Below are 23,364 nucleotides of genomic sequence, written 5' to 3'. Positions count from 1 at the left end.
CCAGCATCTGCCGCAAAGGATGCTGGCGCATCAGACACCATTGCTGGCGATGAAACAGTGGCAGAAATCACATCCCGAACTGTTCAAAAAGCAGGTGCGTAATCGTCCGGGACTAGACAGCTACCGGGCCCTGCGGCCTTACCTGCGCCTGACCGCGCAACCGCAGTAGTTTTTTGGGTTGTAAACGCTTTATCCTTGCAGTCTCTCTCCTTTGCATTTTTCCCGTTGCAATTAGCCGCACCCCAAAGGTGCGGCTTTTTTTATTTGGCGCGGCAGGCTGGGTAAATAAATCAGTATTTTTCCTTAGCAAAAGCAGTGAAAAGCAGCGCGGTTTTATTTGGTTTATTGCATTAAATACGGCTGTTAATGTGATGTTACTCCATCACCCCACCGTAAATTGCCATGAAAATTGTCGCCATTTCCGGCAGCCCCAGCCGCCAATCCAAAACAGCCCGTCTGATTGATCATGCTGCTGCCCGTCTGGCGGCGCAGGACATCGAAACCCAGCGTTTCAGCGTGTACGACTTTGCTGCAGAGGAGCTGCTGTACGGCAACTTTGCCGCCGACAGCGTCAAGGCATTCCAGCAGGCAATAGTGCGTGCCGACGGCGTGCTGATTGCCACCCCGGTGTACAAGGCGGCCTACGCCGGCGCGCTGAAAGTACTGCTCGACCTGATCCCCGAAGGCGGCCTGGCCGGCAAGCCGGTATTGCCGTTGGTGAGTGGCGGTAGCCCTGGCCACCTGCTGGCGGTGGAATACACCCTGAAGCCGGTGCTGGCCTCGCTGAAGGCCAGCGAAATCCATCAGGGCGTGTTTGCCGTAGAGCAGCAGATTGCGGTGTCGCCGCAAGGGCAGGCCTCGCTGGCCGATGAGCTTCGGCAAAGGCTGGACGAGGCGGTGGACGACTTGGCGGCCTTGCTCAGGCCTGCCGCCAGGTTGGCCGCACCGCACCGTGGCCACGATTTTATCTCCCGCACCATCAGTCTCTGACCCACCCAGGACAAAAACATGAAAACACGCACACTCAAACTAAGCCTGCTGGGCACCTTGCTGGCGTTTGCCCTGCCGGCCCAGGCGCTGGAACTCAATATCGGCTACCAGAAGAGCGCGCTTAATCTGGCGTCACTGAAGGCCCAGGGCACCCTGGAAAAGCAATTGAAGCCGCTGGGTGTGGAGGTGAAGTGGTTCGAGTTCCAGGCCGGCCCGCCGCTGCTGGAAGCCATGAACGCCGGTAGTGTCAGCATCGGCATGACCGGTGATTCGCCACCCGTGTTTGCCCAGGCCGCCGGTGCCGACATTGTCTACATCGGGCAGGAGCCGGCCAAACCGGAATCGTCGGCCATTCTGGTGCCGGCCAACTCGGCTATTAAGACGCTGGCTGATCTCAAGGGCAAGCGCATCGCCTTCACCAAGGGCAGCAGTGCGCATTACCTGACGGTGGCTGCGTTGCAGCATGCCAAGCTGGCTTACACCGACATCACCCCGGTGTACCTGTCGCCGTCCGAGGCGCGCGCCGCGTTTGAGCGTGGCAGCGTGGACGCGTGGACCATCTGGGACCCGTACTACGCCGCGGCACAGAAAGCGGGGGGCGTCCGTGTCCTGAGCACCGGCAAGGGGCTCACCGGCAACAACACCTTCTATCTGGCGCAGCGCGCCTACGCCAAAGCCAACCCCAAGGTGATCGACGTGGTGTTCAAAGCGCTGTCGGCCAACGACGACTGGCTGAAGAGCGACGCCAAGAAAGTGGCGGCCACACTATCCGGCTACACCGGGCTGGAAGCGGAAACCTACGAAGCCATGCTGTCGCGCAACCCCAGCTATAGCGTGAGCTACCTGCAGCCGGGCGTGGACGCACAGCAGCAGAAAGTGGCCGACGCCTTCTTCAGCCTGGGGCTGATTCCGAAAGCCATCAAGGTAAAAGACGCCTTCTGGAAACCGTAATCCGCCTGCGGCCAACCTTGGCCGCCGCACCTCACAGGACACACAGCATGCAAGTATTCTGGTTCTTCCCCACCCACGGCGATGGCCGCTATCTCGGTAGTGCCGAGGGCGCCCGCACCGTGGACCACGACTACCTGACCCAGATCGCCCGCGCGGCCGACAGCCTGGGGTTTGACGGCGCACTCATCCCCACCGGCCGCTCTTGCGAAGATCCGTGGGTCACCGCCGCCAGCCTGATTCCAGCCACCCGCCGCCTGAAGTTTCTGGTGGCGGTGCGCCCCGGCATCATGCAGCCCACGGTGGCAGCGCGCATGGCGGCCAGTTTCGACCGCCTGTCGCAAGGCCGCCTGCTGGTGAACGTGGTGGCCGGTGGCGACGCTACCGAGCTGGCCGGCGACGGCAGCTGGCTGAGCCACGACGAGCGCTACGAAGCCGCCAGCGAGTTCCTGCAAGTATGGAAAGGCGTGCTGGCTGGTGACACGGTCAGCCTGGACGGCAAACACATCAAGGTAAAAGACGCCAGTGTGCTGTACCCGCCGGTGAGCAAGCCGTACCCGCCGCTGTACTTTGGCGGCTCGTCCGACGCGGCCCACGACCTGGCCGCCGAACACGTGGACGTGTACCTCACCTGGGGCGAGCCGCCGGAAGAGGTGGCCAAGAAGATTGCCGACGTGAAAGCGCGCGCTGCCCGCCACGGCCGCACCGTGCGCTTCGGCATCCGCCTGCACGTGATCGTGCGTGAAAGCAACGAAGCGGCCTGGGCGGCTGCCGATGCGCTGATCATCAAGCTGGACGACGCCACCATCGCCGCGGCGCAGAAAACCCTGGCTCGTGCCGACTCCGAAGGCCAGCGCCGCATGGCCGCGCTGCACGGCGGCCGCCGCGACCAGCTGGAAATCGCCCCCAACCTGTGGGCCGGCATCGGCCTGGTGCGCGGCGGAGCTGGCACCGCGCTGGTGGGCGATGGCCCGACGGTGGCCAAGCGCATGCAGGAATACGCCGAGCTGGGCATCGATACCTTCGTGTTCTCCGGCTACCCGCACCTGGACGAAGCCTACCGCGTGGCCGAGCTGCTGTTCCCGCACCTGCCGGGGCGCGGCCTGGGTGCTGCGGCCAACGATGGTGGCCCGGCCGGTGAAATCGTGGCCAACCAGCTGCTGCCCAGGCAGTCGGCCGCATCCTGAAAGGGGCAAACATGAGCCAGAGCTTTTTGCAGCGCCACGCGGCGCGTGTCATCCCCTGGCTGGTGCCGGCAGCCTTGCTGCTAGCCTGGCAGGTGGCCTCCAGCCTGGGCTGGCTGAACCATCGCGTGTTGCCGGCCCCTAGCGAGGTGTTGGCCGCCGCCTGGCGCCTTACCGTCAGCGGCGAGCTGTTCACCCACCTGTACAGCAGCTTCTGGCGCGCTGCCAGCGGCTTTGCCATCGGCGCTGGTTTGGGGCTGCTGCTGGGGCTGATCGCCGGCCTGTCGCGTCTGGGCGAGGCGGTGTTCGATACCACGCTGCAGATGCTGCGCAATATCCCGCCGCTGGCCATCTTGCCGCTGGTGATCCTGTGGTTCGGCATCGACGAAACCGCGAAGGTGTTTCTGGTGGCCTTCGGCACGCTGTTTCCGGTGTACCTCAACACCTATCACGGTATCCGCTCGCTGGACCCGGCGCTGCTGGAAATGGCGCGCAGCTACGGCGTCACCGGGCAGGCGCTGTTCCGCCAGGTGGTGCTACCCGGCGCGCTGCCGTCCATCCTGGTGGGCGTGCGCTACGCGCTGGGTATCGCCTGGATCATCCTGATCGTGGCGGAAACGCTGGCCGCCAGCAGCGGCATCGGCTACCTGGCGGCCAACGCCCGCGAGTTCCTGCAAACCGAGATCGTGGTGCTGTCCATCCTGCTGTACGCCCTGCTGGGCAAGGCGGTAGACGTGGCGGCACGGCTGCTGGAGCGCCGCTGGCTACAGTGGCACCCGTCCTACCTGAAAGCCTGAGGAGCACGCCATGAAACGCGAAAACTTTACGCTGGCCGGTGCCATCCACCTGCAAGGCTTGCAACGCCGCTTTGGTACCCGCACGGTGCTGGACGGGCTGAACCTGGATATCGCCCAGGGCGAGTTTGTGGCCATAGTTGGCCGCAGCGGTTGCGGCAAGAGCACGTTGCTGCGCCTGCTGGCCGGGCTCGATGCCCCCGACGGCGGCCGCTTGCAGCAGCCGGCTGGCCAGACCGTGCGGGTGATGTTCCAGGACGCGCGCCTGCTGCCGTGGAAAACCGTACTCGACAACGTGGCGCTGGGGCTGGCGGGTGCCGACGCCCGCCAGCGTGCCCGCGATGCGCTGGCCGAAGTGGGCCTGGCCGACCGTGCCGGCGAGTGGCCAGTGCGGCTGTCTGGCGGCCAGCGCCAGCGTGTGGCCCTGGCGCGTGCCCTGGTGCACCAACCACAGCTATTGCTGCTGGACGAGCCACTGGGCGCGCTGGACGCGCTGACGCGGCTGGAAATGCAGGCGCTGATCGAGCGCCTGTGGCTGGCCCACGCGCCCACCACCGTGCTGGTAACGCACGACGTGAGCGAAGCGGTAGCGCTGGCCGACCGCGTGGTACTGGTGGAGGAGGGCAGGGTTGCGCTGGACGTACGCATCGACCTGCCACGCCCGCGCCAGCACGGCGACACCCGCTTTGTGGCTTTCGAACAGCACATCCTGCAGCGCGTGCTGCAGGGCCCGGCCTACACCGGCCAGCTGCCGGCCGAGCCGGTACAACCTTATCGCTTTAACCAGCTTAACTGGGCGCTATAGCCCGGGCTTACCCCCAGAAAAGGACACATCATGAGCATCAAATCCATCAACGTACGTAACCAGTTCAAGGGCACCATCAAGGAAATCATCGAAGGCCCGGTGCTGTCCGAAGTGGACGTGGACACCCCGTCCGGCATCGTCACCTCGGTGATTACCACCCGCTCGGTCAAGGAGCTGGAGCTGAAAGTGGGCTCCGAGGTAATTGCCTTCGTCAAATCTACCGAAGTGTCCATCGCCACCCTGTAAGGAGTACCACATGTCTGCCCCCCTTTCCCGCGAGGCACTGGCGCAGCTGTTTACCGATGCGCGCTCCTTGCACAGTTTTACCAGCCAGCCGGTCAGCCCCGACACCATCCAGCAGCTGTACGAGCTGCTGAAGTGGGGCCCCACTGCCTTTAATGGCCAGCCCGGGCGCTATGTGTTCCTGCAGACGCACCAGGCGCGGCAGCAGCTGTCGCCCGCGCTGTCGGCCGGTAACCGTGACAAGACACTGGCGGCACCACTGACGGTGATCGTGGCGTACGACACCGCGTTTCACGAGCAGCTGCCCACGCAGTTCCCCGTCTTTGACGCCAAGGGTTTCTACGACAACCTGCCGCACCTGATCGAACCTGGCGCACGTAGCAATGCCACGCTGCAGGGCGCCTACCTGATCCTGGCGGCGCGGGCATTGGGGCTGGACGCTGGCCCGATGACCGGCTTTGACGCCGAGGCGGTAGACCGCACCTTTTTTGCCGACGGCCGCTACAAGAGCCTGCTGCTGGTGAACCTGGGCTATGGCCAGCGCGAGGGCTTGTACCCGCGTGGCCCGCGCCTGGCGTACGAGGACGTAGTTTCCATCCTGTAGTCTCTGTTTTACTCCCTGAATCTCGCTTTGCCCGCAGCCTGCTGCGGGCATTTTTTTTTGAATAAGCAGCGGGTTTTCTATTTTGTCGATAGTGATATGACTTTGTTTTATTAGCAGCAAAAAATAATAGCTAGCCAGATTATCTTGGTTTGTTTCCGCTTGGTGTCTCGATAAATTGGAACCCAGTCAAGCGCAGGAGTCAGCTCATGTTGGCCGCCAAAATCCGTATATGGCGCCGTATCAAATGGCGAGCCTTTATTTGTCGCGCGCGGCATGCCTTGTTGCTGCTGCCTGATTTACCTGCCCAACCATTACCGCTGTATCTGGACGTTTCCATTTTTAGATAAGGGCCAATTAATGAAACAATTTACCCGTCGCCGTTTTGCCGTACTGGCCGCCGCTACCGGCCTGGCCTGGTTGGCCGCGCCCGCGCTGGCCGCCAGTGACGTACTGCGCGTGGGCGTATCGTCCACGCCACAGGTGGAATCACTGCAGATTGCCGTCAAGGAAGCCAAGACCCAGGGCCTGAACGTGGAGCTGGTGGAGTTTTCCGACTGGAACACCCCGAACGCCGCGCTGGCCAACGGCGATATCGACGTCAATTACTTCCAGCACATCCCGTTTCTGGAGAACGCCAAGAAGCAGGGTGGCTACGACTTCGTGTCGGTGGGCACCGGCACCATCATGAAAATCGGCCTGTACTCGCATAAATGGAAAAGCTTTGCCGACATCCCGGCGGGTGGCAAGGTGGCCATCGCCAGCGACCCGGTCAACGGCGGGCGCGGGCTGCTGCTGCTGGAGCGTGCCGGCCTGATCAAGCTCAAGTCCGGCCTGGGTTACAAGGCCACCACGCTGGATATTGTGGCCAACCCTAAAAAGCTGAGCATCGTCGCGTTGGAGGCCTCGCAGCTGGCGCGCGCGCTGGACGATGTAGACCTGGCGCAGGGCTACCCGTCGTTCCTGCGCCTGGCCGGTGAAAACCCGGACAACGCGCTGCTGTTCGACGGCGTGGAGAACAAGATTTTTGCCCTGCAGTGGGTGGTGCGCAAGCAGGATGCGGCCAACCCCAAGGTGCAGCAGTTCATCCGTATCTACCAGAACTCCAAGCAGGTTCGCGCCTCGCTGGACAAAGTGTTCGGCAAGCTGTACGCGCCGGCCTGGCTGTAAGGAGGGGGCATGAACGCACGCGTTGAAACCTTCCCCCTGCGCGAGGCTGCCGCAGCTGCCGCGGCGGCAACCAGCCCGCTGCCGGCCGATACCGTGGTGCGCTTCGAAGCCGTAGGCCGCACCTTTGCCAGCGGCGACAAAACCGTCACCGCGCTGGACGCCATCAGCCTGGACGTTGGCCGCGGCGAGATCTTCGGCATCATCGGCCGCAGCGGCGCCGGCAAGTCCACGCTGGTGCGCACCATCAACCACCTGGAAGCCCCCGGCAGCGGGCGGGTACTGGTCAACGGCCAGGACCTGGCGCAGCTGGACGAAAACGCGCTGGCTGCCGCCCGTCGCCGCATCGGCATGGTGTTCCAGCACTTCAATCTGCTGTCGTCCAAAACCGTGGCGCAAAACATCGGCCTGCCGCTACGCATTGCCGGTGTGCCACAGGCGCAGATCGACGCCAAGGTAGACAGCCTGCTGGCGCTGGTGGGGCTGGAAGGCAAGCGCGACGTGTACCCGGCCAAGCTGTCCGGCGGCCAGAAGCAGCGGGTAGGCATCGCCCGTGCGCTGGTGCACGACCCGGACCTACTGCTGTGCGACGAGGCCACCTCGGCGCTGGACCCGGAAACCACGCAGTCCATTCTGGCGCTGCTGCGCGACATCAACCGCCGCCTGGGGCTGACCGTGGTGCTGATCACCCACGAAATGGCGGTGATCCGCGAGATCTGCGACCGTGTGGCGGTGCTGGAAAACGGCCGTCTGGCAGAGTTGGGCGAGGTGTGGCGCGTATTCGGTGCACCGCAGGCCGACGCTACCCGCGCCTTGCTGGCCTCGCTGGTGCACGACCTGCCTGACGATGTGCAGCGCCGCATTGTGGCCGAGCCGGCCGGCCGTGCCACCCCGGCGCTGCTGGACATCCGGCTGGACGGCGTTAGTGGCCGCGACCCGCAGCTGGCGCAACTGGCCCAGGTACTGGGACCGGAGCTGCAGCTGGTGCACGGCGGCGTGGAGCGCATCCAGGGCCGGGCGCAAGGCCGGCTGGTGGTGGCGTTCCAGCCGCATGACCTGGTGCGCCAGGTGTCACAGTTGGCCGCAGCGTTGGCGCTGCCGGCCGCCAACATCCGCTTGCTGGGGTATCTGCAACATGACTGAACTGTACGAACTGTATCTGCAAGCTGGCTGGCAGACGCTGCAGATGGTGAGCGTGGCAGCCCTGGTGTCGGCCGTGTTCGGCCTGGGGCTGGCGCTGCTGCTGGTGACCACCGGGCCGGGCGACCTGTACGCCTCGCCCTGGCTTAACCGCACGCTGGGCAGCGTGGTGAACGTGTTCCGTTCGGTGCCGTTCATCATCCTGCTGGTGGTATTGCTGCCGTTTACCCGCTTGGTGGTGGGTACCACCATCGGCGTGTGGGCGGCGGTAGTGCCGTTGTCGGTAGCCGGCATTCCGTTCTTTGCCCGCATCGCCGAAGTGAGCTTGCGCCAGGTAGACCGAGGCCTGATCGAAGCGGTGCAGGCCATGGGCGGCAAGCGCTGGCACGTCATCCACCTGGTGCTGCTGCCCGAGGCGCTGCCCGGCATCGTCAGCGGCCTCACCATCACCCTGGTGGCGATGATCGGCTCGTCGGCGATGGCCGGTGCCGTGGGCGCCGGCGGCCTGGGCGACCTGGCCATCCGTTACGGCTACCAGCGTTTCGACACCCAGGTCATGCTGGCCGTGCTGGTGGGCCTGGTAGTGCTGGTGAGCCTGGTACAAACCGGCGGCGATGCGCTGGCGCGCCGTCTTGATTACCGCCGCTAGGGCGGCAGAGGAAACCGATATGTCCGATCTCATCGTTCACCGTATCCGCAGCGACGCCGAAGCCGTGGCCGTGGCGCAGCAGCTGGCTGCCGATTTCGCCCGCGAAGCAGGGCTGCGCGATGCCGAGCGCCGCCTGCCGTGGGACGAGCTGGCGCGTTTTTCTGCCAGCGGCCTGGGCGGCATTACCGTACCGCGCGAATTCGGCGGCGCCGGTGTCAGCTACCGCACGCTGGCGCAGGTGTTCCGCATCCTGAATGCGGCGGATTCGTCGCTGGGGCAGATTCCGCAAAACCACTACGCCGTGCTGGAAGTGTTCCGTCACCACGGCAGCCCCGAGCAGCAGGCGCGGGTGTTCGCCGAGGTACTGGCTGGCAAGCGCCTGGGCAACGCCGGCCCGGAAAAGGGCAAGACCTCGCTGCTGCAGCCCGGCACCCGCTTGCAGCGCGGCGACGACGGCCAGCTGCGCCTGAGCGGCCAGCGTTATTACTCCACCGGCGCGCTGTTTGCCGACTGGATTCCCACCCGTGCGCAAGACGAGCAGGGCCGCGTGGTACAGGTGCTGGTGCCGCGCCACGCCGAGGGCGTGCAGGTGGTGGACGATTGGTCGGCCTTCGGCCAGCGCACCACCGCCAGCGGCAGCGTGCAGTTTGAGCAGGTGCCGGTGGACGAGAGCCTGATCGTGCCGGTATGGCAGCTGGCCGATACCCCGGGCCTGACCGGACCGGTATCGCAGCTCTTGCAAGCGGCCATCGACGCCGGCATCGCCGAGGCGGCGCTGGCCGACGCGCTGGATTTCGTGCGCCAGCACGCCCGGCCGTGGGTGGACGCCAACGTTGGCCGCGCCAGCGACGACCCGCACCTGATCCACATCGTGGGCCGGCTGCAGATCGAGCTGGACGCCGCGCTGGAGGTGCTGGACCAGGCCGCGCACACGCTGGACCGCCTGGCGGCCGCGCCGGTCACTGCCGCCAGCAGCGCCGAAGCCTCGATCGCCGTGGCGCACGCCAAGGTGCTCACCACCGAAGCCGCGCTGCGCAATGCCGAGCGCCTGTTCGAGCTGGCCGGCTCGTCTGCCACCCGTGCCCGCCACCAGCTGGACCGCCACTGGCGCAACGCCCGTGTGCACACCCTGCACGACCCGGTGCGCTGGAAATACCACGCCATCGGCAATTACGTACTGAACGGGGTTTTTCCGGCCCGTCATCAATGGAACTAAGGAGCAGGGTATGACCGAACTGTCTGCAATCGGCCAGGCGCAGCTGGCGCCCGCCGCGCACCGCATCCGCTCGGACGAAGAAGCGCTGGCCGTGGCCCGCCACTGGGCGGCCGAGTTTGCCACCACCGCCGTACAGCGCGACCGCGAGCGCATCCTGCCGTGGGACGTGCTGGATGGCTACGCTGCCAGCGGCCTGTGGGGCATTACCGTACCGCAGGAGTACGGCGGTGCCGGCGTGTCCAGCGTGACGCTGGCCGAGGTGATTGCCATCATCAGCGCCGCCGACGGCTCGCTGGCGCAGATCCCGCAAAACCATTACTACGCGCTGGAAGTGCTGCACGTGGGCGGTACGCCGCAACAGCAGCGCTTCTTCTACGACAAGGCGCTGCAAGGCGTGCGCTTTGGCAATGCGCTGGCCGAGATCGGCCACAAGGATTACAAGCGCCGCACCCACCTGGCAGCGGACGGCGACGGCTTCCGCGTCAGCGGGCAAAAGTTTTACTGCACCGGTGCGCTGTACGCCGAGTGGATTCCCACCCTGGTGGTGGACGCCGACGAAGTGAGCTACCTGGCTTTCATTCCGCGCCACAGCGAGGGCATCAGCATTACCGACAACTGGGACGGCTTTGGCCAGCGCGTTACCGGCAGCGGCTCGGTACATTTCGACCGGGTGCGGGTAGAGCGCGACTGGATCGTACCGTTCAAGGCATCGTTCGACCGGCCCACCACCATCGGCCCGTTTGCGCAGATCCTGCACGCCGCCATCGATCTGGGCCAGGCCCGCGGTGCCTACGCCGCCACGCTGGACTACGTGCGCGAGTACAGCCGGCCGTGGATAGACGCCGGTGTGGACAAGGCCAGCCACGACCCGCTGCTGGTGGAGCGGGCAGGGCAGCTGTCTGTACGCTTGCGCGCTGCCGAGGCCAGCGTGGCGGTGGCCGGCGCCCGCGTGCTGACCACCGAAATCGCGCTGCAAGCCGGTAGCCAGCTGTTCGAGCTGGCCGGCACCAGCGCCACGCTGGCCGAGCACAATCTGGACCGCTTCTGGCGCAACGCCCGCACCCACACGCTGCACGACCCGGTGCGCTGGAAATTCCACGCCGTGGGCAACTACGTGCTCAACGACACACTGCCACCGCGGCACGGAGCGCTGTGACATGGCCAAGCAGATACTGCTGAACGCGTTCAACATGAACTGCGTCGGCCACATCAACCACGGGCTGTGGACGCACCCGCGCGACAACTCGGTGGACTACAACACGCTGGGCTACTGGACGCAGCTGGCGCAAACGCTGGAGCGCGGCCTGTTCGACGGCCTGTTCATCGCCGACATCATCGGCGTGTACGACGTGTACCAGCAGTCCATCGACCTCACTGCGCGCGAAGCCATCCAGCTGCCGGTCAACGACCCGCTGCTGCTGGTGCCGGCCATGGCCGCCGTTACCCGGCACCTGGGCTTCGGGGTCACCGCCAACCTGAGCTACGAGCCGCCCTACCTGTTTGCCCGCCGCATGAGCACGCTGGACCACCTCACCGGCGGCCGTGCCGGCTGGAACATCGTGACCGGCTACCTGGACAGTGGCGCCCGCGCCATGGGGCTGGACGCGCAGGACGAGCACGACCGCCGTTACGACCGCGCCGACGACTACCTGGCGCTGCTGTACAAGCTGTGGGAAGGCAGCTGGGAAGATGGCGCCGTGCGCCGCGACAAGGTTGGCCGCGTGTTTGCCGACCCGGCGCGCATCCACCGCGTGCAGCACCAGGGGCCGTTTTACCGGCTGGACGGCTACCACCTGTGCGAGCCGTCGCCGCAGCGCACGCCGGTGCTGTTCCAGGCCGGCGCGTCCGACCGTGGCCAGCGCTTTGCCGCCACCCACGCCGAGGGCATTTTCATCCCGGCGGGCGACAAGGACAGCACCCGCCGCCTGGTGCAGCAGATTCGCGCCCAGGCCGTGGCGCAGGGCCGCCGCGCCGACGACGTGAAAATCTTTGTCGGTATTGCCGCCGTGGTGGGCCATACCCAGGCCGAGGCGCAGGAAAAGTTTGACGACTACTGGCACTACGCCAGCGCCGAAGCCGGCCTGGCGCACTTTGCCAGCAGTATCGGTGTGGATTTCAGCCGCTACGGCCTGGACGACCCCATCGAGTACGGCAGCAGCAACGCCATCCAGTCTGCGGCCAACACCGCCCGTGCCAACCAGCTGACGCGGCGCAAGCTGCTGGAACGCTTCCGGCTGGGCAGCCGTTACCCGACGCTGGTGGGCGACGCGGCCAGCGTGGCCGACGAGCTGCAATCGTGGGTGGAAGACGTGGGCGTGGACGGCTTCAACCTGTCGCGCACCGTCACACCGGAAAGCTACGAGGATTTTGTCGACCTGGTGGTGCCGGAGCTGCAAAACCGTGGCGCCTACAAGACCGCCTATCAGGAAGGCAGCCTGCGGCACAAGCTGTTTGGCCAGGGCGACACCCTGCCGGCGCGCCACGCCGGGGCCGGCTATCGCCACGGCGCCTGAATCTATTTACACAAGGAGAAACCATGAACCGCATCACACGCATCAAGCAGGGCCTTGGCGCCCTGGGCCTGTTACTGCTGGCCGTCAGCAGCCATGCTGCCGCACTCAAGATCGGCGTTACCCCTGGCGCCTACGCCGACTCGGTGCGCGTTGCCGCGCAAGAGGCCAAGAAACAGGGGCTGGAAGTGGAGGTGGTGGAGTTCAGCGACTGGACCACGCCCAATGTGGCGCTGGCCAACAAGGACCTGGACGCCAATTACTTCCAGCACCAGCCGTTTCTGGATAACGTCATCAAGACCCAGGGCTACAAGCTGAAATCGGTAGGCGTGGGCATTCTGGCCAATATCGGTTTGTACTCCAGCAAGGTGAAAAGCTTTGCCGAGCTGAAAACCGGCGCCAAGGTGGCGGTTGCCAGCGACCCGATCAACCAGGGTCGTGCGCTGCTGCTGTTGCAGAAGGCCGGCCTGATCAAGCTGCGTGACGGCGTGGGCGCCAAGGGCAAGCTCACCGATATTGCGGCCAACCCGCGCAAGCTGAGCTTTGTGGAAGTGGAAGGCCCGCAGCTGGTACGCGTGATCGATGACGTGGACCTGGCGCAGGGTTACCCGCACTTTATCGCTGCGGCCAAAACCTTTGACCCGGGTAGTGCCTTGCTGTTCTCCGGCCTGGACGACGAGCAGTACGCCATCCGCTTTATTGCCCGCGACGACAATGCGGCCGACCCCAAGCTGCAGCAGTTCGTGCGCGTGTACCAGCAATCGCCGGCGGTGCGGGCGCAGATCCGCAAGTCCTACCTGGGCAACGACAAGCTGTACCACCTGGCCTGGACTGACTAGGGCACTGTACTGGTCTGCTCAGTGAACAAGGCCGGCTTGCTCCATCAAGGCAGTCAGTTAGCGCTGACCGCCTTCTTGTCTTCGTGTTGATGAGAATGGTTGTATCCGCTTCGCGGATGATTTCTGCATGCCGGTTCCGCCCGGCATACGGGCAAAGGGGGCGGGTCGCCGCCCCCTTTTGCAATCCCCCGCGCCCCGGGCCTGCTCGAAACCCCGTTCAAAATGGCACGCCCCAGGCGCAGCCGAACTCGCATCGCTGAGCAAATCAAAGATTTGCACGCAGATCGCTAACGGCTCGGTGCTCAAACAAATCGGCTGCTTAAGACCTGGGGCGCACCATTTTGCCCGGCTCGCGCCAACGGGATTGGGTGCTTCATTAACGTTCTGTCTTTGAGTGAACTGCAGCGTCGCTTAACTGGCCATCTGACGTGGATGCCGGGATTGTTGCATTGCGTACTTGAGTAAGATCAGCTGCGGTTGATGCGCAGCTGGTAGCTGAAGCGGTCGGCGCGGTAGTACAGGTAGTCCAGCACCAGCGGCTGGCCGTCGGCAGCGCGGGTGACGCGCTCCACATGCAGCAGCGCGTCGCCGCTGCGGCAGCCCAGCTGGCCTGCGGTGTCCGTATCGGCCACGCAGGCGTGGATGGTGAGGTCGGCGTGGCCCAGCGGCGTGGCGTAGTCGTTTTCCAGAATAAGAAAGATATCGCGCCCGGCCAGGTCTTCGCGCGCCAGGCGCTGGCCCAGCGCCAGCGGAAAGTAGCTGATGTCCAGCGATACCGGCTGCTGGTCCAGATAGCGCAGGCGGCGGATTTCCATCACCTCGCTGCCGGCGTCCACGCCCAGCGCGGTAGCGATGGCGGTGTCGGCCGGGCAGGGCGCCAGCCGCAGCACACGGTTGCAGGCGGTATGGCCGCGCTGGCTCATGGCCTCGGCAAAGCCTTGTAGCCGAGCCAGGGTTTGTACCGGTTTGGCGGCCGGGCGGCTGACAAAGCAGCCCTTGCCTGCCACCTTGAACAGCAGGCCTTCCTGCTGCAGCGCCGCCAGCGCGTGGCGCACGGTGATGCGGCTGACGCCGAATTGCGTCATCAGCTGCTGTTCCGACGGCAGCTTGTCGTGCTCGTGGTAGCGGCCATCCAGGATGGCGGCGCGCAGGTGCTCGCGAATCTGGCTGTGCAGTGGCTGGCTGGCGTGCAGCGGGGGCAGGGTGTCGGCTTTCATGGCGGCAGTATAGCGCGCCTTGCGGCCAACCTGTTATGACAGGTTATGACTTAAGCTGATTTGCAATGCGTTTTTGCTTGGTTCGGTTTGCCGGCTGTCGTCCCTAGAATCGTTTGTGCCAACGCAAGCCTCGCCGTGGTACAGCGGGCTCGGCGGATAACTCTCTGCAAAAGGACTGACATGAGCCTCGACATTTTCTGGTTTCTGCCCACCTCGGGCGACACCCGCTACCTGGGCAAATCGGACGCTGGCCGCCCGGTCAGCAACGAATACCTGCGCCAGGTGGCGGTAGCTGCCGACACCCTGGGCTACGACGGGGTGCTGATCCCCACCGGCAGCGGTTGCGTGGACCCGTGGATTACCGCCGCTACCGTGGCGCCGGTCACGCAAAGGCTGAAGCTGCTGGTGGCGGTGCGCACCGCGCTGACCAAGCCCAGCGTGGCGGCACGCATGGCAGCCACGCTGGACCAGGCCACTCACGGCCGCGTGCTGGTGAACATCGTGGCCGGTGGCGACGCCGCCGAGCTGGCCGCGGATGGCATCTTCCTGCAGCACGACGAGCGCTACGAGGAAGCCAGCGAGTTCCTGCACATCTGGCGCGAGCTGCTGGCCGGCAACGCCGTCAACTTTGACGGCAAGTACCACCAGATCAAGGACGCGCGCAATTTCTTCCCGCCGGTACAAAAGCCGTACCCGAAGATCTACTTTGGCGGTTCTTCCGAGGCTGCGCACGCGCTGGCCGCCGAGCACGTGGACGCCTACCTCACCTGGGGCGAGCCGCCGGCCGCCGTGGCCGAGAAGATTGCCGACGTGCGCGCCCGTGCCGCCAAGCTGGGCCGCACGGTGAAGTTTGGCGTGCGCCTGCACGTGATCGTGCGCGAAACCAACGACGAAGCCTGGGCTGCGGCCAACGCGCTGATCAGCCATCTGGACGACGACACCATCGCCAAGGTGCAGGCGCGCTTTGCGCAAATGGATTCCGAAGGCCAGCGCCGCATGGCCGCGCTGCACGGCGGCCAGCGCGACAAGCTGGAAGTGGCGCCCAATCTGTGGGCTGGCGTTGGCCTGGTGCGCGGCGGTGCCGGCACCGCGCTGGTGGGTGATGCGCAAACGGTGGCCGCCCGCCTGCAGGAGTACGCCGCGCTGGGGGTGGACACCTTTGTGTTGTCCGGCTACCCGCACCTGGAAGAAGCGTTCCGCTTTGCCGAGCTGGTGTTCCCGCTGCTGCCGGGCAAGCAGCAGGCGCTGCCCGGTGGCCAGGTGTTTACCGGCGGGCCTTTTGACGCCAGCGCCTTGTCGGCCAGCGGCCAGATCGCCCGCACCCTGCAAGCGGCGCCGCCGGAAAAAGTGGCCTGAGCGCGCTGATTTTCTGTCGTTTCCTGCACACATTTCTGCCACCGGCGCGCGCCGGTGGCCATACCGAATACTGAAAGGACAAGCATGACCCGATTCAACCCGCAACGTCGCCAGCTGTTGCAGTTGGCCGCCGCCGGCGTCGCCGCCGCTACCTTGCCGCTGCCTGCGTTGGCCGCCGGCAGCGATACCCTGCGCATCGGCTACCAGAAGTACGGCACCCTGGTGCTGTTGAAGGCACAAGGCACGCTGGAAAAACGGCTGGCACCGCTGGGCATCAGCGTGAAGTGGGCCGAATTCCCCGGCGGCCCGCAGCTGCTGGAGGCGCTGAACGTGGGCAGTGTGGACTTCGGCACCACCGGCGAGACGCCGCCGATTTTTGCCCAGGCTGCCGGGGCCGACCTGCGCTACGTAGCGTACGAGCCGCCCGCGCCGCGCGGCGAAGGCATTGTGGTGCAGAAGGATTCGCCGATCCGCAGCGTCAAGGACCTGAAAGGCAAGAAGATCGCCTTGAACAAGGGCTCCAACGTGCACTACCTGCTGGTGCGGGCGCTGGAAAACGCCGGCCTCAAGTACGAAGACGTGCAGGTGGTGTTCCTGAGCCCGTCCGACGGCCGTGCCGCCTTCGAGCGTGGCAGTGTGGATGCGTGGGTGATCTGGGACCCGTTCTTTGCCGCCGCCGAAAAACAGCTGGGCGCGCGCCTGATTGCCGACGGCCGTGGCAACGTCAGTAACCACCAGTTCTACCTGGCTGCCGGCAAATACGCCGCCGAAAACGGCAACATCATCAAGCTGATCGTGGAAGAACTGGCGCGGCTGGACAAGTGGGCGCTGCAGAACCTGCCGGAGGTGGCCAGCCAGCTGTCGTCGCAGATCGGCCTGGACAAAGCCATCGTGCAGGTAGCCGCCGAGCGCGGCAGCTACGGCGTGCGCGGCATCGATGCGGCGGTACTGGCCGAGCAGCAACGCATTGCCGATACCTTCTACCAGCTGAAGCTGATCCCCAAGCCGCTGGCGGTGAAAGACATCGTGTGGAAGGGCTAGCTTAAGCCGGCAACCGAACGGGTTGCCATATCACGACACCCCCTGTTTGCCAGGCAAGCAGGGGGTGTTCCGTGATGGCGGGCGCCAGGGGGATCAGGCCTGCTGCGGGCTACGCCCCAGGCGGCGACCGGCCCAGGCCAGCAGGCTGCACAGCAGCAGGTAGCACAGGGCAATGAAAGCAAACACTTCCAGCGGGTATACCTGCTCGCGGTTGTTGACCTGGGCGGCCACAAAGGTCAGCTCGGCCACCCCCACCACGTAGGCCAGCGAGGTATCTTTCAGCAGCGATACCCACTGGTTGACGAACGAGGGCAGCATCATGCGCAGCGCCGGCGGCAGGATCAGCCAGCGCAGCACTTGCCAGCGGGTAAAACCCAGCGCCAGCCCGGCCTGCCATTGGCCGGCAGGGGCAGCGTCAATCCCGGCCTGCACCGTCTGCGCCAGAAAGGCACCGCCGATCAGTGCCAGCGCCGCGATAACGGTGAGTGTGCCCGGTACGTCCACGCCAAACAGTACCGGCAGCAAGAAATAGCACCAGAAAATCAGCATCACCACCGGTATGGCCCGCAGCGTGCCGCACGCCACGCCCAGCAGCCGTCGCCATGCCGGCCTGCCCATCACCAGGCCGACTCCTGCCGCAATGCCCAGTACGCTGGCCAGCGCCGCCGCGGCCAGGCCCATTAACAAAGTCAGCGCCATGCCGCCTAGCTGCCCTTGCGGCCAACTGCCCAGCAGCAGGTAATCGAGGTTGGCGGTGATCACTTCGCTATGCATCGCCATACCCCCGTTGCGCAGTCTGCAGCCTTACCCCGGCCAGTTGGGTGCCCAGTACCAGCAGCAGGTACAGCAGCGTGGCGACGGCAAAAGCCTGGAAGGTGAGCAGGGTTTCGGTTTCCACCTGGCGCGAGCGGTAGGACAACTCGGCCACGCCGATGGCCATGGTAAGCGAGGTGTTCTTGATCACCGCCAGATACTGCCCCAGCAGCGGGCGGTACACCAGGCGCAGCGCTTGCGGCAGCACGATGTGGCGCAGCACCTGCCACGGCCGCATGCCCAGTGCATGGGCGGCGGCGTACTGGCCGGCTGGCACACCGCGCAAGCCGGCTTCCACTTCGCCGGCGATGAAGGCGCTGCTGTACAGCGTCAGCGCGATGAAGGCCGCCAGAAACTCGAATGACGGCCACGTTAGCGGCCCAAACGCATGCGGCGCGTTCAGCCACAGCATGGCGCCTTCCGGCAGCAGGCTGGCCACGCCGAAGTACCACAGCAGCAGCTGCACCAGCAGCGGGGTGTAACGGTGCGCGGCCAGCCAGCCGTTTACCGGCCAGCGCAAACGCGATGGCTGCAACGCGGCCAGCACAATGCCCAGTACGCTGGCGGCCACGCACACCAGTAACGACAGCCAGGCGGTTTGCACCACGCCTTCCAGCATCCAGCCGATAAAGCGTGGTGCCAGCCAGTCATAGCCCAGCCAGGCGGGGGGAGACATATCGCGTCCTTTCTTCTGCAAAAACAAACGCCGCCTGGAGGGCGGCGCGGGGGCACCGGCCACGGGTGGGCCGGCTTGGCGGGGCAGGCTTATACCTTGTCGCCGATCTTGAAGTCACGCGGCAGCGGGGCCTTGGTGCTGGGGCCGAACCAGCGGTCGTAGATCTTTTGCGCCTCGCCGTTCTTTTCCAGCGACAGCAGTACGTCGTTCACCAGCTTTTGCAGCCGCGCCTCGCCCTTCGGCAAACCGATGGCCTGGTATTCACGGGTAAGGGTAAACGGGGCGATTTCAAACTTGTCCTTGTCCGGTGCATTGGCCAGCAGCGCAGCCAGCTTGGAGCCATCCTGGGTGATGGCATTCACGTTGCCGTTACGCAGCGCGGCAAAAGCCAGCGGGGTGTCGTCGTAGGACACCACTTTGGTAGCCGGGTACTTGTCGCGCAGCGTGATCTCCTGGGTGGTGCCCTTGTCGGCGCCCACGCGCAGGCCGGCCAGCTGGTCCGGCTTCTGCAGGCTGCCTTTACGGGCGATGAACTGCTGGCCGGAGGCAAAGTACGGCAGGCTGAAATCCACTTGCTTGGCGCGGTCCGGCGTCACGGTGAAGTTGGCCGCAATCAGGTCGGCCTTGCCGGAAACTAGCAGCGGAATGCGGTTGGCCGGGTTGGTGGGAACCAGCTCCAGCTTCACGCCCAGCTTGCTGGCGATGTGACGCGCCACGTCGACGTCCAGGCCGTTGATCTGGCGGGTTTGCGCATCCAGAAAGCCGAACGGCGGGTTACTGTCAAAAGCGGCCACGCGCAGTACGCCGTCTTTCTTGATGTCGTCGATACGGTCGGCAAAGGCGCTGTTGGCGCCGGCGGCCAGCAGCAAGGCGAGGATAAGCTTGCTTTTCATGAGGATGCTCCCGAGGGGTAATGGAATGTGCCGCCAGCATAAGGCGGCGCCCCAGGGTAAGTGAACCAAGTTATTTTGCATTTTTTATACAAAATACGCATATCGCGCCCTAGCTACGACGTGTGTGCAGGCACCATGCAAAAAGCCCGGTGATACCGGGCTTGTGGTGTGTGCTGCGCCGTTTCAGCGTGCGGGGCGCTGGCCTGCGGCCAACTTGTGCTCCAGCCGGTGCTGGCATAGCTCCAGTACGATGGACAGCAGCCAGTAGATCAGCGCGGCACTCAGCAGCATTTCCATGTAGCGGTAGGCGGAGCGGCCGTAGCTTTGCGACAGAAACATGATTTCCCACAGCCCCATTACCGACACCAGCGATGAATCTTTCAGCATGGAGATAAATAGCGAAAACGCCGGTGGCACAGCCACCTTCTGCGCTTGCGGCAGGATAACGAAGCGCATGATGGCCGCTTTGCTCATGCCCAGTGCGCGGCCAGCTTCCCATTGCCCGTGCGGGATGGACAGGATGGCGGCGCGGAACACCTCGCTGAGGTAGGCGCCATAGCACAGCGACAGCGCCACGATGCCGGACGGTATGGCGTCCGGCACAATGCCCAGCTGCGGCAAGCCCAGATAGATCAGCAGGATCTGCACCAGCAAGGGCGTGCCCTTGAAGAACGAGTTGTAGAAGGTGGCCACGCCGTACAGTAGCGGGTTGGCTGACAGGCGGCCCAGTGCCGAGGCCAGGCCGATGAGCGTGGCCAGCGTGGTGGACACCAGGCACAGCAGCACGGTGAGCGGCACGCCCTGCAGCAGGCCGTCCGGGTTCAGGCGCAGGCCTAGCAGGAAGGGCAGTTTGTCGAGTACAAAGCGGTAATCCAGCGCGAACACATTGGCAAACCAGACAAACAGGCTCAGCAGGCCGGCCATGACCAGGCTGACCTGCAGGCGGAAAACGGTGTGCTTGTTAAGAGGCATGGCGGGTATCTGTCAAAAAAAAACCGCCGGGCAGCAAGCGGCTGCCCGGCGTGGTGGCGGGGGCTTAGCGGGTAATGTCGCTGCCTATCCATTTTTTGCTGATGGCCGCCAGGGTGCCGTCCTGCTTCAGCTGGGCAAACACCTGCTTCACGCGGGCATTCCACGCCGCGTCGCCCCTGGCTACGGCGACCCAGTTCGGCTCCTGGTACAGCGGGCTGCCCACAATGCGGAACTTGCCGGTTTTCTGGATACGCTCGCGCGCGGTCACCAGGTTGGAAATTACCGCGTCCACCCGCTTGCCGGCGCCCAGCGCCAGGTCCTGGAAGGCCAGCTCTTCGCTGTCGTACGGCGCAATGCCGATGCGCTGGAACGGGTAGCCGGGCTGTACCGCGCCCGGGGCATCGATGGCCAGTTTTTTCTGCAGGTAGCTTTCGTAGCTGGAGCCTTGCTGTACCGCCACCTTCTTGCCTTCCAGGTCTTTCAGGCTGCGGGTTTTGTTGTCGGCGGCGTTGGCTACCAGCACAGCCGGCGAGTTGTAGTAGAACACCGGGAAATCCAGCACCTGGGCGCGTTCCTTGTTTGGCGTCATCGAGCAGATGCAGATATCCCAGCGCGCGCCCCAGTTACCGGCGGCGATCACTTCCCACGACGGGGTATCGAGCTTGAGCTTGACCCCCAGTTTCTTGGCCACGGCCTTGGCTACGTCCACGTCAAAGCCATCCAGCTGGTTCTGGGCGTTGAGGAAGGAATACGGCGGGTAGCTTTCCAGCAACACGCCGCGCAGTTCGCCGTTTTTCTGGATGCGGTCGAGGGTGGTGCCTGCCTGGCTGGCGCCGGCCAGTAGCGCCAGGCTCAGTGCCAGCAGGGTGGTGGGCTGTTTCAGGGTCATGTCTTGTCCTTTTGCCATTCTGGGTATGTGGCGATCTTATATAATAAAAAATTACATAACAATTGATTATTTATAACTTATTGTAATTATGTTATGCGGCTGGCCCGCTTGCGGCCGTTGCCAGGGCGGGCCTGTGCGCTGGTTTACAGTACCGCCTCCAGATCGCCGTAGTGGGCGTCGGCTACGTCTACGTGCGAGCGCAAGCGGCCTTTCAGCACATTGCGGCCAACCTGGTAGAACAAGGGGTTGGCCGGGTCGCTGGCCGGGCCTTTGGCTTCTGCTGCCAGGTGCGGCGGCAGCTTTAGCAGCGGCACGTCGGCGTCCAGCTGGGCGGCCATGAAGAAGGCGGTGGACAGGCGGGCAATGCCGGGCGCCGGGCTCACCACGCGGTGCAGCGTGGCTTTCAGGTAACCATTGGACGCCAGCTCCAGCAGCTCGCCGATGTTCACCACGAAGGTGCCTGGTATCGGGGTGGCCAGTACCCACTCGCCGTCCAGCAGCACTTCCAGCCCCGGCTCGTCGCCCTGCAGTACCAGCGTCAGGTAGCCGGCGTCCTTGTGGGCGCCTACGCCCTGGTCGCTTTCGCCCGGCTGGCGGCCGGGGTAGCGGATCAGCTTCAGGTGCTGGAACGGGCCGTTGCGGATGGTGTGGTCGAACACGTGCTCTTCCTGTTCCAGCGCAATGGCAAAGGCGTGCAGCAGGGTGGTGCTGACGTCGGTCAGCTGGTCTTGCCAGGCCAGGATGGTGTCGCGCATGGCGGGCAGGGCATCCGGCCACTGGTTGGGGCCTTGCAGGCGCAGCCACGGCTGTTCGCCGTAGTGCAGCTTTACCGTAGGGGCTTCGCGCATCACGTCGAACTGCTCGCGCCAGTCGGGTTTGCCCAGCGTCAGCTCGCCGCCGACGCGGGTGTAACCGCGAAAGTGCGGCGAATTCACCATCGCTACCTGGTCTTTCTGCTGTTGCGGCAGGGCGAAGAACTGGCGCGATACCGACAGCACATCCTGCTCCAGCTGCGGGCTGATGCCGTGGCCGGCCAGATAGAAAAAGCCCACTTCGCGTGCGGCGTGGCGTAGCTGTTGCAGGAACTGCTGGCGCGCTTGGCCGCCGGCGTGGAACTGGGAAAGATCCAGCAGGGGGAGGCGGGTCTGGCTCATGGTTTTACTCCTGGCATGGTAAGGGGTTACGTGGCGGGCGGCTGGCAGCTGTCCCCTGCCTTGTGGTGCCGGCTCCGCCACCGCACATCGCTCATTTATTCCGTAAGGCAATGCTTTGAAAGGTTTTTCTGCCTTGTGGCGTCGAGGTGCTGTCAAATATCTTATAGATCAAAAAGAAATTAATCAATTGCAAGACTGCGACAAATGGTTATATAAAGTCCGTGCTGCCACGGCGACAGACCGTGGCGGCCACCTACCATCAAAGGGATAACCATGAGCAAAACACTGATTCTGGATGGCGGCATGGGCCGCGAACTGAAACGCATTGGCGCCCCGTTTCGGCAGCCGGAATGGTCGGCGCTGGCGCTGTGGGAGGCACCGCATTTTGTCGAACAGGCGCACGACGCCTTCGTGCAGGCCGGCGCCCGCGTCATCACGACCAATAGCTACGCCGTGGTGCCGTTCCACATCGGCGAGCAGCGCTTTGCCCGCGATGGCCAGCAGTTGGCCGCACTGGCGGGCCAGCTGGCGCGGCGCAGTGCAAGCCGTGCAGCGCAGCCGGTGACGGTGGCCGGCTCGCTACCGCCGGCGCTGGGCTCGTACCGGCCCGACCTGTTCGACGCCGAGCAGTCGCAGGCCATCCATCGCGTACTGATTGCCGGCCTGGCACCGCATGTGGATGTGTGGCTGGCAGAAACGCAGAGCTCGATTGCCGAGGTGGAAGCGGTAAAAGCCGCGCTGGGCGACAGCGATAAACCGCTGTGGCTGTCGTTTACCTTGCAGGACGACGCGGTGCAGGACGCGGCCCGGCTGCGCAGCGGCGAAACCGTGGCCGACGCCGTGGCCGCTGCCATCCGGCTGGGGGCGGCGGCGGTGCTGTTCAATTGCAGCCAGCCCGAGGTGATGTCGGCCGCGCTGCAAGCGGCGCGGGCGGTGCAGCAACAGCAGGGCACAGCGCTGGCGCTGGGGGTCTACGCCAATGCCTTTCCACCAACGCCGAAGGATGCCAAAGCCAATGCCACACTGGACGAGATCCGCGCCGACCTGGGGCCGGACAGCTATCTGGGCTGGGCGCAACAATGGGTAGCGGAGGGCGCCGGCATCGTAGGCGGTTGCTGCGGTATCAGCCCGGCGCACATTGCGCAGCTGTCGCAGGCGCTGGCCTAGCCGGCAGCTTGCCCCTATAGATGAATAAGTAATAAAAAATCCAATCTATATTGTTTTTTATTTCTTGGATGGCTGGTTAGACTGCGCGCCGTGATGAGGC

At 64.7% G+C, this 23,364-nt stretch carries 25 protein-coding genes; 18 read left to right on the top strand and 7 right to left on the bottom strand.

The window, feature by feature from the left end; all coding sequences use genetic code 11:
• Positions 1–402: 402 nt before the first annotated feature.
• The 15 genes from ssuE to PQU95_RS15480 all read left to right on the top strand — a co-directional run bounded on the left by ssuE (position 403) and on the right by PQU95_RS15480 (position 13,086).
• Positions 403–990: an NADPH-dependent FMN reductase gene (ssuE, locus tag PQU95_RS15550; RefSeq protein WP_272752859.1), complete on the top strand. Its 588-nt coding sequence runs from the start codon at positions 403–405 to the stop codon at positions 988–990.
• A gap of 18 nt (positions 991–1,008) precedes the next feature.
• Positions 1,009–1,941: a sulfonate ABC transporter substrate-binding protein gene (locus PQU95_RS15545; RefSeq protein ID WP_272752858.1), complete on the top strand. Its 933-nt coding sequence runs from the start codon at positions 1,009–1,011 to the stop codon at positions 1,939–1,941.
• Between the two features lie 47 nt (positions 1,942–1,988).
• On the top strand, positions 1,989–3,125 hold the full coding sequence (ssuD, locus tag PQU95_RS15540; RefSeq protein ID WP_272752857.1) for an FMNH2-dependent alkanesulfonate monooxygenase: 1,137 nt from the start codon (positions 1,989–1,991) through the stop codon (positions 3,123–3,125).
• A gap of 11 nt (positions 3,126–3,136) precedes the next feature.
• A complete protein-coding gene (gene ssuC / locus PQU95_RS15535) occupies positions 3,137–3,919 on the top strand; it encodes an aliphatic sulfonate ABC transporter permease SsuC (RefSeq protein ID WP_272752856.1) in 783 nt (260 codons plus the stop codon).
• A 10-nt stretch (positions 3,920–3,929) separates the two neighbouring features.
• Entirely contained in the window at positions 3,930–4,721 is a 792-nt protein-coding gene (locus tag PQU95_RS15530; RefSeq protein ID WP_272752855.1) for an ATP-binding cassette domain-containing protein, read from the top strand.
• A 30-nt stretch (positions 4,722–4,751) separates the two neighbouring features.
• The gene (locus PQU95_RS15525; protein ID WP_272752854.1) at positions 4,752–4,967 is read left to right on the top strand and encodes a TOBE domain-containing protein; all 216 of its coding nucleotides are present in this window, start codon (positions 4,752–4,754) and stop codon (positions 4,965–4,967) included.
• A gap of 10 nt (positions 4,968–4,977) precedes the next feature.
• Complete coding sequence (locus PQU95_RS15520) at positions 4,978–5,568, top strand: malonic semialdehyde reductase (RefSeq protein ID WP_272752853.1); 591 nt, start codon at positions 4,978–4,980, stop codon at positions 5,566–5,568.
• 206 nt (positions 5,569–5,774) lie between these two features.
• Positions 5,775–5,915 carry a hypothetical protein gene (locus PQU95_RS15515; RefSeq protein WP_272752852.1) on the top strand — a complete coding sequence of 47 codons (141 nt, stop codon included), beginning with the start codon at positions 5,775–5,777 and terminating at the stop codon, positions 5,913–5,915.
• Between the two features lie 10 nt (positions 5,916–5,925).
• Positions 5,926–6,735 (top strand): MetQ/NlpA family ABC transporter substrate-binding protein, encoded by an 810-nt coding sequence (locus PQU95_RS15510; protein ID WP_272752851.1) that lies wholly within the window; start codon positions 5,926–5,928, stop codon positions 6,733–6,735.
• 9 nt (positions 6,736–6,744) lie between these two features.
• A complete protein-coding gene (locus PQU95_RS15505; RefSeq protein ID WP_272752850.1) occupies positions 6,745–7,875 on the top strand; it encodes a methionine ABC transporter ATP-binding protein in 1,131 nt (376 codons plus the stop codon).
• Positions 7,868–8,521 carry a methionine ABC transporter permease gene (locus PQU95_RS15500; RefSeq protein ID WP_272752849.1) on the top strand — a complete coding sequence of 218 codons (654 nt, stop codon included), beginning with the start codon at positions 7,868–7,870 and terminating at the stop codon, positions 8,519–8,521. Before PQU95_RS15505 ends, PQU95_RS15500 begins: the two co-directional genes overlap by 8 nt.
• Before the next feature lie 19 nt (positions 8,522–8,540).
• Complete coding sequence (locus PQU95_RS15495; RefSeq protein ID WP_272752848.1) at positions 8,541–9,737, top strand: SfnB family sulfur acquisition oxidoreductase; 1,197 nt, start codon at positions 8,541–8,543, stop codon at positions 9,735–9,737.
• A gap of 10 nt (positions 9,738–9,747) precedes the next feature.
• Positions 9,748–10,893: an SfnB family sulfur acquisition oxidoreductase gene (locus PQU95_RS15490; protein ID WP_272752847.1), complete on the top strand. Its 1,146-nt coding sequence runs from the start codon at positions 9,748–9,750 to the stop codon at positions 10,891–10,893.
• Position 10,894: 1 nt separating this feature from the next.
• Entirely contained in the window at positions 10,895–12,250 is a 1,356-nt protein-coding gene (locus PQU95_RS15485) for an LLM class flavin-dependent oxidoreductase (protein ID WP_272752846.1), read from the top strand.
• Positions 12,251–12,273: 23 nt separating this feature from the next.
• A complete protein-coding gene (locus tag PQU95_RS15480) occupies positions 12,274–13,086 on the top strand; it encodes a MetQ/NlpA family ABC transporter substrate-binding protein (RefSeq protein ID WP_272752845.1) in 813 nt (270 codons plus the stop codon).
• A gap of 467 nt (positions 13,087–13,553) precedes the next feature.
• On the opposite strand, the gene PQU95_RS15475 is transcribed toward PQU95_RS15480, so the two are convergent.
• Positions 13,554–14,303: a GntR family transcriptional regulator gene (locus tag PQU95_RS15475; RefSeq protein ID WP_272752844.1), complete on the bottom strand. Its 750-nt coding sequence runs from the start codon at positions 14,301–14,303 to the stop codon at positions 13,554–13,556.
• 180 nt (positions 14,304–14,483) lie between these two features.
• Here PQU95_RS15475 and ssuD (PQU95_RS15470) point away from each other — a divergent pair, with 180 nt between their 5' ends.
• Positions 14,484–15,659, top strand: a complete 1,176-nt coding sequence (gene ssuD, locus PQU95_RS15470; RefSeq protein ID WP_272752843.1) for an FMNH2-dependent alkanesulfonate monooxygenase — start codon at positions 14,484–14,486, stop codon at positions 15,657–15,659.
• A gap of 84 nt (positions 15,660–15,743) precedes the next feature.
• Positions 15,744–16,700 carry a sulfonate ABC transporter substrate-binding protein gene (locus tag PQU95_RS15465; RefSeq protein WP_272752842.1) on the top strand — a complete coding sequence of 319 codons (957 nt, stop codon included), beginning with the start codon at positions 15,744–15,746 and terminating at the stop codon, positions 16,698–16,700.
• A 93-nt stretch (positions 16,701–16,793) separates the two neighbouring features.
• On the opposite strand, the gene PQU95_RS15460 is transcribed toward PQU95_RS15465, so the two are convergent.
• The 6 genes from PQU95_RS15460 to PQU95_RS15435 all read right to left on the bottom strand — a co-directional run bounded on the left by PQU95_RS15460 (position 16,794) and on the right by PQU95_RS15435 (position 22,097).
• Entirely contained in the window at positions 16,794–17,474 is a 681-nt protein-coding gene (locus PQU95_RS15460; RefSeq protein ID WP_272752841.1) for an amino acid ABC transporter permease, read from the bottom strand.
• Positions 17,467–18,189, bottom strand: coding sequence for an amino acid ABC transporter permease (locus PQU95_RS15455; RefSeq protein WP_272752840.1), 723 nt, complete (start codon positions 18,187–18,189; stop codon positions 17,467–17,469). Before PQU95_RS15455 ends, PQU95_RS15460 begins: the two co-directional genes overlap by 8 nt.
• Before the next feature lie 89 nt (positions 18,190–18,278).
• Complete coding sequence (locus tag PQU95_RS15450; protein WP_272752839.1) at positions 18,279–19,082, bottom strand: ABC transporter substrate-binding protein; 804 nt, start codon at positions 19,080–19,082, stop codon at positions 18,279–18,281.
• A gap of 183 nt (positions 19,083–19,265) precedes the next feature.
• A complete protein-coding gene (locus tag PQU95_RS15445; protein WP_272752838.1) occupies positions 19,266–20,054 on the bottom strand; it encodes an amino acid ABC transporter permease in 789 nt (262 codons plus the stop codon).
• Positions 20,055–20,118: 64 nt separating this feature from the next.
• Positions 20,119–20,943, bottom strand: a complete 825-nt coding sequence (locus PQU95_RS15440; RefSeq protein ID WP_272752837.1) for a transporter substrate-binding domain-containing protein — start codon at positions 20,941–20,943, stop codon at positions 20,119–20,121.
• Between the two features lie 143 nt (positions 20,944–21,086).
• Positions 21,087–22,097, bottom strand: a complete 1,011-nt coding sequence (locus tag PQU95_RS15435) for an isopenicillin N synthase family dioxygenase (RefSeq protein WP_272752836.1) — start codon at positions 22,095–22,097, stop codon at positions 21,087–21,089.
• A 273-nt stretch (positions 22,098–22,370) separates the two neighbouring features.
• Between PQU95_RS15435 and PQU95_RS15430 the strand changes: the two genes are divergently transcribed.
• Entirely contained in the window at positions 22,371–23,264 is an 894-nt protein-coding gene (locus PQU95_RS15430; protein ID WP_272752835.1) for a homocysteine S-methyltransferase family protein, read from the top strand.
• Positions 23,265–23,364: the final 100 nt, after the last annotated feature.

Source organism: Vogesella aquatica (assembly GCF_028548455.1).
Lineage (GTDB): Bacteria > Pseudomonadota > Gammaproteobacteria > Burkholderiales > Chromobacteriaceae > Vogesella > Vogesella aquatica.
This window is presented reverse-complemented; position numbering and strand designations above follow the sequence as displayed.

Coding starts and splice junctions, on each gene's coding strand:
- ssuE (WP_272752859.1), top strand. CDS start 403: ATGAAAATTGTCGCCATTTCCGGCAGCCCCAGCCGCCAATCCAAAACA.
- PQU95_RS15545 (WP_272752858.1), top strand. CDS start 1,009: ATGAAAACACGCACACTCAAACTAAGCCTGCTGGGCACCTTGCTGGCG.
- ssuD (WP_272752857.1), top strand. CDS start 1,989: ATGCAAGTATTCTGGTTCTTCCCCACCCACGGCGATGGCCGCTATCTC.
- ssuC (WP_272752856.1), top strand. CDS start 3,137: ATGAGCCAGAGCTTTTTGCAGCGCCACGCGGCGCGTGTCATCCCCTGG.
- PQU95_RS15530 (WP_272752855.1), top strand. CDS start 3,930: ATGAAACGCGAAAACTTTACGCTGGCCGGTGCCATCCACCTGCAAGGC.
- PQU95_RS15525 (WP_272752854.1), top strand. CDS start 4,752: ATGAGCATCAAATCCATCAACGTACGTAACCAGTTCAAGGGCACCATC.
- PQU95_RS15520 (WP_272752853.1), top strand. CDS start 4,978: ATGTCTGCCCCCCTTTCCCGCGAGGCACTGGCGCAGCTGTTTACCGAT.
- PQU95_RS15515 (WP_272752852.1), top strand. CDS start 5,775: ATGTTGGCCGCCAAAATCCGTATATGGCGCCGTATCAAATGGCGAGCC.
- PQU95_RS15510 (WP_272752851.1), top strand. CDS start 5,926: ATGAAACAATTTACCCGTCGCCGTTTTGCCGTACTGGCCGCCGCTACC.
- PQU95_RS15505 (WP_272752850.1), top strand. CDS start 6,745: ATGAACGCACGCGTTGAAACCTTCCCCCTGCGCGAGGCTGCCGCAGCT.
- PQU95_RS15500 (WP_272752849.1), top strand. CDS start 7,868: ATGACTGAACTGTACGAACTGTATCTGCAAGCTGGCTGGCAGACGCTG.
- PQU95_RS15495 (WP_272752848.1), top strand. CDS start 8,541: ATGTCCGATCTCATCGTTCACCGTATCCGCAGCGACGCCGAAGCCGTG.
- PQU95_RS15490 (WP_272752847.1), top strand. CDS start 9,748: ATGACCGAACTGTCTGCAATCGGCCAGGCGCAGCTGGCGCCCGCCGCG.
- PQU95_RS15485 (WP_272752846.1), top strand. CDS start 10,895: ATGGCCAAGCAGATACTGCTGAACGCGTTCAACATGAACTGCGTCGGC.
- PQU95_RS15480 (WP_272752845.1), top strand. CDS start 12,274: ATGAACCGCATCACACGCATCAAGCAGGGCCTTGGCGCCCTGGGCCTG.
- PQU95_RS15475 (WP_272752844.1), bottom strand. CDS start 14,303: ATGAAAGCCGACACCCTGCCCCCGCTGCACGCCAGCCAGCCACTGCAC.
- ssuD (WP_272752843.1), top strand. CDS start 14,484: ATGAGCCTCGACATTTTCTGGTTTCTGCCCACCTCGGGCGACACCCGC.
- PQU95_RS15465 (WP_272752842.1), top strand. CDS start 15,744: ATGACCCGATTCAACCCGCAACGTCGCCAGCTGTTGCAGTTGGCCGCC.
- PQU95_RS15460 (WP_272752841.1), bottom strand. CDS start 17,474: ATGCATAGCGAAGTGATCACCGCCAACCTCGATTACCTGCTGCTGGGC.
- PQU95_RS15455 (WP_272752840.1), bottom strand. CDS start 18,189: ATGTCTCCCCCCGCCTGGCTGGGCTATGACTGGCTGGCACCACGCTTT.
- PQU95_RS15450 (WP_272752839.1), bottom strand. CDS start 19,082: ATGAAAAGCAAGCTTATCCTCGCCTTGCTGCTGGCCGCCGGCGCCAAC.
- PQU95_RS15445 (WP_272752838.1), bottom strand. CDS start 20,054: ATGCCTCTTAACAAGCACACCGTTTTCCGCCTGCAGGTCAGCCTGGTC.
- PQU95_RS15440 (WP_272752837.1), bottom strand. CDS start 20,943: ATGACCCTGAAACAGCCCACCACCCTGCTGGCACTGAGCCTGGCGCTA.
- PQU95_RS15435 (WP_272752836.1), bottom strand. CDS start 22,097: ATGAGCCAGACCCGCCTCCCCCTGCTGGATCTTTCCCAGTTCCACGCC.
- PQU95_RS15430 (WP_272752835.1), top strand. CDS start 22,371: ATGAGCAAAACACTGATTCTGGATGGCGGCATGGGCCGCGAACTGAAA.